The 11,913-nt window shown below is 58.8% G+C and carries 11 protein-coding genes and 1 pseudogene; 11 read left to right on the top strand and 1 reads right to left on the bottom strand.

Going from position 1 to position 11,913, the window contains the following annotated elements; genetic code table 11:
• The 10 genes and pseudogenes from HMPREF3175_RS10395 to HMPREF3175_RS05790 all read left to right on the top strand — a co-directional run.
• Positions 1-235, top strand: a pseudogene (locus HMPREF3175_RS10395) (hypothetical protein); the annotation flags it as partial.
• A gap of 242 nt (positions 236-477) precedes the next feature.
• Positions 478-2,328, top strand: a complete 1,851-nt coding sequence (locus HMPREF3175_RS05830) for a hypothetical protein (RefSeq protein ID WP_070491180.1) — start codon at positions 478-480, stop codon at positions 2,326-2,328.
• Between the two features lie 212 nt (positions 2,329-2,540).
• On the top strand, positions 2,541-2,879 hold the full coding sequence (locus HMPREF3175_RS05825) for a type II toxin-antitoxin system VapB family antitoxin (RefSeq protein WP_070491178.1): 339 nt from the start codon (positions 2,541-2,543) through the stop codon (positions 2,877-2,879).
• Positions 2,876-3,562: a LytR C-terminal domain-containing protein gene (locus HMPREF3175_RS05820; protein WP_070491176.1), complete on the top strand. Its 687-nt coding sequence runs from the start codon at positions 2,876-2,878 to the stop codon at positions 3,560-3,562. Before HMPREF3175_RS05825 ends, HMPREF3175_RS05820 begins: the two co-directional genes overlap by 4 nt.
• A 162-nt stretch (positions 3,563-3,724) precedes the next feature.
• Positions 3,725-5,065, top strand: coding sequence for an MFS transporter (locus HMPREF3175_RS05815; RefSeq protein ID WP_070491174.1), 1,341 nt, complete (start codon positions 3,725-3,727; stop codon positions 5,063-5,065).
• Positions 5,066-5,236: 171 nt separating this feature from the next.
• Positions 5,237-5,905, top strand: a complete 669-nt coding sequence (locus tag HMPREF3175_RS05810; protein ID WP_070491172.1) for an ECF transporter S component — start codon at positions 5,237-5,239, stop codon at positions 5,903-5,905.
• 5 nt (positions 5,906-5,910) lie between these two features.
• Positions 5,911-6,753, top strand: coding sequence for an energy-coupling factor transporter transmembrane component T (locus HMPREF3175_RS05805; protein WP_176744681.1), 843 nt, complete (start codon positions 5,911-5,913; stop codon positions 6,751-6,753).
• A gap of 9 nt (positions 6,754-6,762) precedes the next feature.
• On the top strand, positions 6,763-7,713 hold the full coding sequence (locus HMPREF3175_RS05800; protein ID WP_070491169.1) for an energy-coupling factor ABC transporter ATP-binding protein: 951 nt from the start codon (positions 6,763-6,765) through the stop codon (positions 7,711-7,713).
• A complete protein-coding gene (locus HMPREF3175_RS05795) occupies positions 7,713-8,513 on the top strand; it encodes an energy-coupling factor ABC transporter ATP-binding protein (RefSeq protein ID WP_070491167.1) in 801 nt (266 codons plus the stop codon). The genes HMPREF3175_RS05800 and HMPREF3175_RS05795 overlap by 1 nt, the downstream gene beginning before the upstream one ends.
• Before the next feature lie 68 nt (positions 8,514-8,581).
• A complete protein-coding gene (locus HMPREF3175_RS05790; RefSeq protein ID WP_070491165.1) occupies positions 8,582-9,565 on the top strand; it encodes a nucleoside hydrolase in 984 nt (327 codons plus the stop codon).
• A gap of 149 nt (positions 9,566-9,714) precedes the next feature.
• On the opposite strand, the gene HMPREF3175_RS05785 is transcribed toward HMPREF3175_RS05790, so the two are convergent.
• Positions 9,715-10,875, bottom strand: coding sequence for a hypothetical protein (locus tag HMPREF3175_RS05785; RefSeq protein WP_070491163.1), 1,161 nt, complete (start codon positions 10,873-10,875; stop codon positions 9,715-9,717).
• A gap of 91 nt (positions 10,876-10,966) precedes the next feature.
• Here HMPREF3175_RS05785 and HMPREF3175_RS05780 point away from each other — a divergent pair, with 91 nt between their 5' ends.
• Positions 10,967-11,893 carry a transporter substrate-binding domain-containing protein gene (locus tag HMPREF3175_RS05780; protein WP_083289442.1) on the top strand — a complete coding sequence of 309 codons (927 nt, stop codon included), beginning with the start codon at positions 10,967-10,969 and terminating at the stop codon, positions 11,891-11,893.
• Positions 11,894-11,913: the final 20 nt, after the last annotated feature.

Here is an 11,913-nt window from a genome sequence, read left to right as displayed (position 1 = left end):
AACCTACCGGGTGGAAGCCACCGTGACCTACACGGGGAAGTACTCCCTGGATAACGGTGCAACCTGGGACACCATCCCAGGCACCTTAGAAACCCAAGCCACACCCCTAGACATACGAGTCTGGAGCATGCGGTCCGTCAATGTCTCTGGTCCCTGCCAACCAGGCAACCCGAGCAACGACCCGACCTGCAAGATACAAGACTTCACCATCTTCAAACCCCGCCAAACACGCTAACCCCCAACACACGCAACGGCACAGCTTCACCAAAGCGCGAGCCCGACAAAACCGCTCAGCCGCCGCCCGTTGGTTCCGGCCTGCCTAGTCATCCCCGGTGCCCGTTAGGCGGGGAAGGGACGGGATATTTGTAGCAATTTGGCGAAATCTTGTTACTAGCGGCTTCTTTACGCAGGTTTTGGCATATCGTGGGTGCAGTAGTAATCCGGTTCATCCTTCACGAAATTCTTGAGGAGTGCACTATGGCGGATCAGAGTATTCCGCAACCGCCGCAACAGCCCGGCGGCGGGCAGCAGCCGCAGAACAATCAATACGGCGGCTACCCGCAACAAGGTGGACACCCACAACAGGGCGGATCCCCACAGCACAACGGCTACCCGCAACAGGGCGGTTACCCGCAGCAAGGTAACTACCCGCAGCAACCTGGTTTTCAGGGTGGTCCGCAGGCACCTAAACCGAACCCGTTCCAGGGCATCGGTAAAGACGTTTACATCAAGCTCGGCACCGTGCTCGGTATCGGTGTTGGCGCAGCGGTTGTCTCCTCACTGATTTTCGGTTTCCTCTACTGGGCCGTATATGAGAAGAAGTCGTGGGCCGGCATGTCAGCGTTCATGCATGAAAACTTCTTCTCGTTCATGCATTTGCCGGCTGCCGGTTTCCGTAACGTCCTCCACTATCACGGCGACAGCGCGACTTTCTCTCCTCTGACGATCTCGGTTCTCACCTTGATCGCGATATGGTTCTTCGGCCGCAAGCTGCGTTCCACCACGTTGGTCTCTAACTGGATCGCAAAGCTCGTGATCGCTGCCGCATCCGGCCTGGCGTTCTGGGGCGCACTGGTGATTCTCTCCGCGATCTTCGCGTGGGCTCCCGGCGGCGGAAGCGGTGCCTGGGCCGGCTCGTTCGGCGGCGCCGTCTACACCCTTGTGACGGTTGGCGGTCTGGTCTGGTACCTGCTCTCCCCGAAGGGCATCCCGGACAAACTCAACATCGGTGCCGCTGTGCGTTTGCTCCTGGAACACCTTGCCGTTGTCGGTGTTTTCGGGTTCCTCTTCAGCCTCCTGAACATCCTGACCGCTGGTGGCTACGCCCCTAAGGGTGAGATGTTCATCAGTGTCCTCGCGGGCATCCCGCACGTCGTCTTCAGCTGGTTTAACGCGATCTACTTGGGCTCCTTCTCGACCGGCTACGGCAGCTCATTCGGCTACGGCGGCTACGATTGGTGGGCTGTACTCGTCGGCGTCATCGTCGCGCTTCTCGCGCTGGCTATTTTCGCGTTGCGCTGGGCAGCACGCGGCCAGGCTGCCGCTCCACTGAGCGCAAGCTGGCGCCTGCCAGCGGTCTACGCGGCAGGTGGCTTGTTCATGCTCTTCGCCCTGTTCTCCGGGACGGATGCTGACTTCTCCGCTGGCGCTAGCCTTGCAGGCTGGAACTTCATCCTGTTGGCGCTCGTCGGTGCCGCCATCGAAGCGTTGGCACGCTATGTTGTCCCGGCATCCATGGGCTTCCTGCCTGGCACACTACTCAGCTGGATCAACGTGGGTATCCCGGAAGGTCCACAGAACTTCCAGCAGCTGGGTCAGGTTGCGCAGCAGCGCCGCCAAGAGTCCCAGGCACGCATGCAGCACATGCAACAGCAGATGCAGCAACAAGGCCAGCAGTACCCTCAGCAGAACCCGTACGGTTACGGTCAGCAGGGTGGAGCTCCGACGCCACCACAGCAGGGCCAGTCAGGCCAAGCAGGTCCTTATGGTCAGCCAGGCCAGCAGGGCGGGGCTCCGATGCCTCCGCAGCCAGGCCAGTCAGCCCAGCCAGGGCCATATGGCCAGTCGGGCCCGTACGGTCAGGCACCTCAGCGGGGTGGCGCGCCGATGCCTCCGCAGCCAGGCCAGCCACCTCAGCAAGGCCAACCGGGCGCTTACGGCCAGCAGGCTCAGCAGGGTGGTCAGCAGGGTCAACAGGGCGGTCAGGTGCCGCTCCCGCCGCAGCCGAACGGCCAGAACGGACAGAACAGCCAGGGCAACCAAGGTGACCAGGGTGGTCAGAACAGCCAGGGTGGTCAGCCGCAGAACCCTAACGGTCAGAACCAGTAACGGTTGAATCACGGTTCGCGTGGGCCTCAGCATCGATAAGGTGCTGAGGCCCACCGTTCGTTTACCGGCGCCGTTCGTTTAAATGCACCGCTGTAACCGCTCCGTTCGAGCTGTTGTGTGGGCGGCATCGGACGTGTTTTTAACCGCTTCGCTCAATCTGGCGGAGTTCGGCTGAGGTTTTGCGCGAGTTCTCGCGTAATGTGTGAGGCACAATGATTTTCAAGGCTGTCGGCAGTTCTCGTCCCTATCCAGATCACGGGTACAACACGTCCCGTGACTGGGCTGGCGTGTCTCCGCGGCAGGTTCGCTTGGCGGACCTGATCACAACCAAAGACACGCTGGACCTCACCCAGCTACTGAGTGAGGACTCGACGTTCTTCGGGGACCTCTTCCCGCACGTCATCAAATACAGAGGTGAAATGTACCTCGAGGATGGCCTGCATCGTGCGCTACGCACGGCGCTGTATCGCCGCGAAGTCATGCACGCTCGTGTACTGGACCTGGATGCCTTGAATTCTGGTGGTGCCCAGACGAGGAGGCGCGGCGCATGAGCGTCAAGAACTCTGACTCGATGCCCGCCTCCACACCGCCAGAAGATCACGACGCAGAAACCCGCAACACAGACGAGCACAGCACGGGCGAGCGCAACATCGGCGAGGACCGGGTGGTGGCTTCTGAACCGTTGCCGCTGTTGATCACGGAACAAGACCAGGGGGTAGCTAAACGGGCGCGCGCCTGGGTTATGGCTGGCCTGATTGCGCTCAGTGTTGCCGGTACCACGTTGGGGTATGTGTGGTGGCAACGTGGAACGTGGTCACCGGATTTCCGTGCACCGAACCCCGCGGTTGTGTGCCCGGTATGGTCTCTGACGCCAGCGGAGCCACGTGAGGTCACGTTGAATGTTTTCAACGCTTCACAGCGCGAAGGCATCGCGACCGATGCGGCGAATCACCTGCGTGAGCGCGGCTTTGACGTCAAGACGGTCCGTAACGCGACGCTGGATCCCGAAACCGCGGAGTCCGTCGCGATGATTTATGCAGGCCCGGAAGATACCGGGAAGGCCCTGGCCGTGCAGAAGCAGATCCCAGGCTCGCAGGTTGTGTTACAGCCGGACCGGACCAACGGCATCTTGGATCTCGCGTTGGGTGTCAAATACAAGGGTGTTGCCCCGGTGGAGAAGGTCCGTCACGGCAACGGGATGCTCAACTGCACCAAGCCGTGGTTTGAACGCTGAACCCTGAACCCCTTCTTATTCACCCTGGTGGTCGGTTGTTCCTCGGTTCGTCATAATTCATATACGATTTATTGTGATCCGGCGCACGGGGACTACGATGGCGGCAACGGCCTCTACCGGCCAGTAACTTTCGGCCCGTGAATCATGTAAGGGGATTCAGCGATGCCTAACGCCGCAGTACGCGCCAATCGGACTCGTGTTGCTTTTGCGACGCTCGTGGGAACCACTGTTGAGTGGTATGACTTCTTTATTTATGCCAACGCTGTTGCGCTCGTGTTCGCGCACCAGTTCTTTGCCCCGCTAGGCGATACGGGTGCGCAGCTGGTTGCTTTCGCATCGGTCGGTTTGTCTTTCTTGTTCCGGCCGCTTGGTGCCTTCCTTGCTGGCCACTATGGCGATAAGCTGGGGCGGCGCAAGATGCTCGTGATCACGTTGCTGTTGATGGGTGGCGCGACCACGGCGATCGGTTTGATCCCAACCTATGCCGCGATCGGTGTCGCGGCTCCGCTGCTGCTGTTGGCGATGCGCATTCTGCAGGGTATTTCCGCAGGTGGTGAATGGGGCGGCGCCGTCCTGATGGCGGTCGAACACGCTGGCCGTGAACGTCGCGGTCTTGCAGGTGCAGTCCCGCAGCTGGGTGTCCCGCTGGGTATGTTGCTGGCTTCGGGCACGATGGCGCTCATGACGGGCGTGATCGCCCCGACTGAAGAGGCGTTCAACTCGTGGGGTTGGCGTGTCCCGTTCCTGCTGTCCTTCCTGTTGGTGTTCTTGGGCTACTGGGTCCGCCGTTCGGTTGATGAGTCGCCTGTGTTCCAGGAGATCGCTGAACGTAAGGAGCAGATCCACATGCCGTTGGTTCAGTTGTTCAAGAAGTACTGGTACCTCGTGGTTTTGGGTGCGCTCGTGTTCGCGGGTAACAACGCCTCCGGCTACATGACTACTGGCGGGTTCATCACCAACTACACAACCAAGTCGCTGGGCATGAACCCTACGGATGTGCTACTCGCGGTGACGGCGGGTTCGTTCTTCTGGTTCGTGTTCACGCTCCTTTCGGGTTTTATGGCTGACGCGATCGGGCGTGTGCGCACCTACCAGATCGGGTTCATCATCCTGGGTATCTCTGTGTTCTTGGTGTTCCCGATGATTTCGACGAAGTCGCTGGGGATGCTCTACCTCGCGCTGTTGCTGTTCTCGGTTGGTTTGGGCCTCACGTATGGCCCGCAGTCGGCCCTGTATTCGGAGATGTTCCCGGCTTCGGTCCGGTTCTCTGGTGTCTCGGTTTCGTACGCGATCGGTGCGATCATCGGTGGCGCGTTCTCCCCGATGATCGCGAAGGCGATCTTCGATGCGACCGGCTCCACGGTCATGATTTCTTGGTACTTGCTGATCTTCGTGGTGATCGCTTTGGTTGCGGTCTCGTTGATCCGTGATCGTAAGGGTATTGACCTCTCGATTAGCAACGAGGCCGAGCAGGCTCACGGTGCTCTGGTTTTCCATAAATAGAATTGCTGACTAGGATCCGTCACTAGGAGGCGTCATGCGACAATCAGCGGTAGGGATTGTTGCATCGGCGCTTCCCGCGTAACTTAGTGAGTCAGGGGCCCTAGGTAAACGGGGGCCTAGCTGAAAGGGAACTACGAGCGTGATGCGACGCAGTTGGAGCGAGGTCATCTGATGCCCGCTATGCAAAAGTTCGCTGCACATGGCAGCAAGTATGGGCAGTTGACGCTGTTCATGGTCCCGTTGGGGATCGCGATCAACTTCATTGCTGGGCAGATTGTTCTTCTGCTCAAGCTGCCTGTGTATATGGATGCGATTGGAACCATCCTGGTGGGTGCGGTGTGTGGCCCGCTGCCGGGTGCCTTGGTTGGTTTGCTCACCAACCTGATCAATGCGATCACGTTGCCGACGCTGGTGCCGTACGCGATCGTTTCGGTTCTGATCGGTTTGGTCGCCGGTTGGCTTTCCCGTGTCGGCTGGTTCCGTAACGTGTTCCATGTGACGTTCGCTGCGTTCATTTTCGCGCTCATCGGTGGTTTCAACGGTTCGCTCATCACCATCTGGGTTTTCGGTGGCTTGTCCGCCTCCGGTGTTGGCTGGGTGACCGGTATTCTCCGATCGCTTGGCGTGGGTGAAACCGCGGCTGTGTTCTTGGCCTCGATGCCGCTGGACTTCATCGACAAGGTCCCGTCTGCGTTCATCGCGTGGCTGATTATTCTGCGGATGCCTACCCGCGTGTTGGTCAAGTTGCCGTTGGGCGACAGGTATTTGAAGCCGCAGAAGACGCACGATGCGTTGGCTGATGAACAGAAGCATCCGGGCGAATTGACGTTGGGTCGGTGATGGGAATGACTCAGAAAGCTCAGACTCAAGCCGCGCAGGTCGAGGATCTGCGTGCCTACTATGTGGATCGCTATTCCCAGCCGTACCGGCTAGGGAACCCGATCCGGGACTTGAACCCGCTGGTTCTGTTCGTGTTCCTGTTGGCGATTGCGATTGCGTCAGTCGCGTTGCCATGGCCTGTTCTGGCGCCCACCATCGGCTGTGTGCTGTTCGTGGTGATCGCGATTCTTGCGGGCCGCGCTAAACAGTTCATTCCTCTGTATCTCAAGCTGTTCCTCGGCGTGGGTTCGGTCCTGTTCATCCTGCGCGTGTTCTTGATCGCGCCGGAAGAAGGCGCGACCGTCTACTGGAGCTGGGGCGACAACCTGTCCCTGTCCACGACCTCGCTCGCTGCGGCCGCCCGCTTCACGCTCGTCGTGATGTCTTTGTGCGGCGCTTTGGCGTTGTTCTTCCAGCTGGTCCCAGCTAAGAACCTGATGCTCGCGTTGCAGGGCGTTGGGTTGTCTTCCCGCTCGACCTACGTTGTGCTCTCTTCCTTCCAGTCGATCACTGATCTTCAGAAGATGTCGAAGGTTGTGGTGGATGCGCAGAAGGCTCGCGGTATTGAGATGGAGGGCGGTTTCTTCCGCCGCGTTGCAGCGTTCTTCCCGATCATCACCCCGGTGTTCCTCGCGGCGATCGGTCAGACCGAGGAACGTGCGCTCGCTTTGGATGCGCGTGCGTTCAACGTTCCAGAGAAACCTTCACAGTTGTCGTTCCTGCCTAAAGTTGGCGTGGGACAGTGGCTACTGGTTTTGGTCTCGTTGGTGATTGCTGTGGGCTCCATCGTCCTGGCCGTGGTCTTGTAAGGGGTTCTTGTGAACATTGTTGAGCTGAAGAACGTTTCGTTTTCGTACACGCATCAGCAGGAGCGCGCGCTGGATGGCGTGAACCTTGAGCTGGCCGAGGGGAAGCTGTATGGCGTGGTGGGCAGCAACGCCGCAGGTAAGTCCACGCTGGCTTCCCTGATGCGTGGTTTGATCCCGTACTTCCACTCGGGTGATCTGGAAGGTGAGGTCTTCTTGTGGGGCCGCGTGCTTGAAGAGTGGTCGCCTGCCGAGTTGTCTCGCCGGATCGGTTACGTGTTCCAGAACCCGTTCACGCAGATCTCCGGTGTGCGTGAGACGGTGTTTGAGGAGATCGCTTTCGGTTTGGAGAACCTGGGGCTCACGCGCGAAGAGATTGTTGATCGCGTGCTGCAGGTCGCTGAGCGGATGGACCTGCTCCCGTTGTTGGAGAAGGACCCCAACGGTTTGTCGGGTGGTCAGCGTCAGAAGGTCGCGTTCGCTGCGGTGATCGCGATGGACGCTGACTTCATTGTGATCGATGAGCCGACCTCGCAACTTGACCCGGAATCCTCGGAAGAGGTTTTCCGGATCATCGCCCAGTTGAAGGAGCGCGGTAAGACGCTGGTTCTGGTTGAACACAAAGTGGACTTGCTCGCCGAATACGCTGATGAGCTGATCGTGATCGATAAGGGCCGTGTCACGGCCGCTGGTCCTGCGCGTGAAGTGTTTGCTTCGCAACAGCTGGTCGATGCGGATGTTCCGCGCCCGGAGGTCACGCAGCTTGCGTTCGCGTTGCGTGAGGCCGGTGTTGCTGTTGATCCGTTGCCGATCACGTGCGCGCAGGCGCTGGAGGCGTTCGCTTTCGTTGGTGGCGGCACAGTTACTGGTAGCACGGTTGCTGGCGGTGGCGTTGTGAACGGCACCGCGCTGGGTAACAACACGTCTGTTGATGGTGGTTTGAAGGGTGAAGGTGGCAACTGATGTCGATTGAATTGAAGGATGTCGCCTTCGAATATGACGAGCTCTCCCCGGTTCTGGCTGGGTTGAACATGTCGATCGCAGCGGGTGAGCGCGTTGCGATTGTGGGTCAGAACGGTGCTGGTAAAACCACCACGGTTAAGCTCATGAACGGCCTGCTGAAGCCTACGCGCGGTAGCGTTTTGGTCAACGGCACGGATACGGCGAAGATGACGAACGCGAAGATGGCGCAGACGGTCGCCTACGTGTTCCAGAACCCGGATGATCAGCTGTTCCAGTCGGATGTGTATTCCGAGCTCGCCTACATCCCGAAGTATCTGAAGTGGGGTAAGCAGGACACGGAGCAGCGTCTTGAACGCGCGATCTCGATGACGGGTATCCGCCCGTTCGTTGACGATAACCCGGCGGACCTGCCGTTCGCGATCAAGAAGTTCGTTGCGATCGCGGCAGTTTTGGTTCCGCGCGTTGATTTCGTGATTCTGGATGAGCCAACCGCGGGCCTTGACGGCCGTGGCCTTGAGATCCTGCAGCGCATGCTTGACCGGTTGCACGCCGACGGCATCGGCGTTATCACGATTACCCACGACATGCGTTTCGTGGCTGACTCGTTTGACCGGGTGATCGCGATGGCGCACGGCAAGATCCAAGCCGACGGCACCCCGTCGGAGGTTTTCTCCCGCGACGATGTCCTGGCTGAGTGCCGCCTACAGCGGCCAACTGCAGCCCGCATCGCACGTGAACTTGGCTTGGGCGATCACTTGAGTATCGAAGAGATCGCCGCCGCTATGACCGCTAAGAAATAGTCCTGGCACGCAATAGCCCGAGCAAGAATTACTCCTAACCTATTGACAGCGTTGAGCTGAGGAGGATCATGTCTACTTTTCCTGTTGTGATGGATGTTGACACCGGAATCGATGACGCGATGGCGCTGATGTATGCGGTGCGTAACCCGCATATGGATGTGCGTGCGGTGTCCACGGTGGCTGGCAATGTGTCGCTCAAGCAGGTTGTTGAGAACACGTTGAAGATTCTGAACCTTATGGGTGCCAGCGACATCCCGGTTGCTGCGGGTGCTGTGGCTCCACTGAATTCGCCGGCTCGTGACGCCTCCTACGTGCACGGCGCCGATGGCTTGGGTGGTGTCGAGTTGCCGGCGCCAACGTGTGAGCCTGTGGCTGAGCATGCGGTTGAGCTGATGCGCCGGACCATCATGGAGTCGGAGCAGAAGGTCACCCTGATCGCGTGCGCTCCGCAAACCAACCTCGCGTTGCTTTTCCGGATGTACCCGGAGGTCACAGAGAACCTTGAACGGATTGTGTTCATGGGTGGTTCCGCGAGCGTGGGTAACGCGACCCCGGTCGCTGAGTTCAACATCTGGCATGACCCTGAGGCCGCGGACATCGTCGTGAAGTCAGGCGTGCCGCTGGTCATGTATGGCCTGGATGTTTTCAACCACGTGGCTATCCCGGACGATGTGGTGGCTGGGTTGAAGGCCTCTGACCATCCGGTGGCGCGTGCCTTGGGTGGCATCGCGGGCTTCACATACGGCGATGATGAGGATGAACCGCAGGCTTATTCGTTGATCGGTGACGCTGGCGCTGTTGTGGCCGCAGTGCATCCGGAGATGTTCGTGTCTTCCGAGCACCGCATCGAGATCTCGTTGGCTGATGAGATCACGCGCGGGCAGACCGTGGTGGATCAGCGAGCCCAGGTGGGCGAGGACCGCCTGCACGGTAAGAAGATCGACGATATCCCGGTAGCTGAGGTCGTGTTCTCGGCGAAGGATGAGATGGAAGTGATCCGCGAATTCCTCGACGTAGTGCTCGAAGGCGAGCTTAAGGAACTCTACTCATAGACAGCGGTTCCTAGACAATGGAGCCTAGGCAACGAGTCTCAGTCCGCGAGCGCTAGTTCACTGGCCGGTCAGCTAAGTGGTTAGCTGACCGGCCAGTGTGCTGGTTATGTAGTTACTTGGTCGTGCGGAACCCACTGGGGTTGCGGAACTTATTTCGATTTCTTTGACCAGGTGCCGCAACCCATCGAGGTGAAGTAGTCGCCTTCGCGCAGGTCAACGGTGGGGGTGCCCTTATCGATGGAGCGGGAGAACTTCACATTCGAATAGCTGGAGTCTGAATAGACCGCGTAGATGCAGCGTTGTTTCACACCGGATTTGGTGCGGTAGGTGCCGGATGGGATGTCGTCGCCGACTTTCCAGCGGCCGCTACTGCTTGCCGGGCGGGACGTGATCTTGATGTCTTTGTCGAGCTTCTTGCGATCCTTTTTGAGTTTCTCTTGGTCCTTCTTGAGCTTCGCGCGATCTTTCTTCAGCTTCCGCTGATCACTTTTCAGCTTGTCGTGTTCTTTTTCTTGGTCTTTCTGTTGCGCGTTGAGTCCGCTCTCTTCGTCTTCGTAGGACGAGATGGTTTGCTCGAGCTCTTCGCGTTCCTGCTCACCCTTGGCCGCGCGGGAATCAACCTGGGACTTCTCGGAGGCGAGCTTCAAGTATTCCTCGGAGCGGGTCGGGTCTGGTGCGAGCGCAGTTTTGCTCAAGATCACACCGCCACCGATGCCCAATAGCGCCGCCAGCACAGTTGCGATCACCATGTTCTTGCTCGGCTTGCCCGACGTGCGGGTTGAGGAAGCCTCTGCCTCCTCTGTTGAGGCGGAGGCCATGAGCCCTGCCGCGGTCACGCCGGCGGCAACACTGGTGGCGCGGGCGGCATCGTTATCGTCTTCGTCGCTGAGGTAGTCGTTAGAGGCAGGCGCGGTGACCGCGGCGTAGTTCGCGGTGTCGAAGGTCGCGGGGGAGTCTGAATACCACATCTCGGAGTCGAGGCCCTGGTATTCGTTGGTCGGCTCTGCCTCATCGAGTGCGGCTTGGCCCTTGAACGCGTCTAACGGCAAAGGAGCAGGCGGCGTTGAGTCGGCCGGGGCGGATTCCGTTGGCTCAGAATCAGCGGGCTTGGATGCTGAGTCTTCCGGTGCGGAGTCCTGGGCGGCGGAATCCTTGTCGGCATCGGGTGTGGACCCTGCCGGAGCTTCGGGTGCGGGGTCCTTAGGGGTTGGAGGCAATGCTTGGGTAGCGTCGTCCTCAGGGCCAGGCGGAGGTGGGAAGGCCGGCTGGTTCGGCTTTGCCGCCTCGTCAGGACGTGAAGAATCAGACATTGTTCCATCCACATTCATAACGATGACACATTACTAACTCTCCATTGTGGCCTGTTGACAGCGATATTGCATAGCCGGGTAAAGTTCCGGCATGACGTACATCACATCGCCACAGAAGAAAAAGATCATCCCCGCAGTCCTCGCTGCCCCGGCTATTTTGGCGCTCGTCGGTGCACTGAGCGGATGCGGCAGTACAGGCCCGGCAAAAGACACAACCGAGCAGAGCAGCACTGAGCAGAGCGGGCAGGCACAGAACACAGGGGAACAGGGCAGTGGGGAGCATGAAGAGCCGGAATCGCGGCTGGCTTCCATCAAGAAAGACGGCGTCATCACGGTCTGCACAACGGGGGACTATGCACCGTTCACGGTTGAAAAGGATGGAAAATTCAGCGGGATTGATGTGGATTTGGCTGGGAAATTCGCTGAAAACTTAGATGTCAAAGTTAAGTTTGTTGGAACTGAATGGAAGAGCCTTATGCCGGACTTCCTCAGCAAATGCGATATGGCGGTCGGCGGTATCTCTGTGAACGATGAGCGCGCAAAGAAAGTTGATTTCAGTACGTCGCTTCTCAAGGACGGCAAGACGCCGATCGCTCGCTGCGAAGACAAAGACAAATACAAAAGCATCGAACAGATCAACAAGCCCGGCGTAGTGAGCATCATGCCGGAAGGCGGAACCAACCAGGAATTCGCGAAGAAAAACTATCCGCAGGGCACGCTGAAAACTCACGACAACAAAACGATCTTCGACGAGATCGTCAAAGGCAACGCTGACGTCATGACGACCGACCGCGCCGAAGTTCTCTACATCGACGAGAAGTATCCGGAACTATGCGCGACTAACCCGGATCGTCCATTCGACCAGTTTGATAAGGCATTCATGTTGCCCAAGGGCGACACTGAATTCAAGAAAGCCGTGGACGATTGGCTCGAAACGAGCTTCAAGGACGGAACCTACCGCAAGATCGAAGAACCGTGGGTAGGCGACCAGGAACTTAGCTACCGTACAGAGAAGTAGCCTCCGTGAAGCAACCCTGA

It is taken from the genome of Arthrobacter sp. HMSC08H08 (assembly GCF_001807575.1).
Classification (GTDB): domain Bacteria; phylum Actinomycetota; class Actinomycetes; order Actinomycetales; family Micrococcaceae; genus Pseudoglutamicibacter; species Pseudoglutamicibacter albus.
The sequence above is the reverse complement of the archived record's forward strand: the minus strand, read 5'-3'. Positions and strand labels throughout refer to the sequence as shown.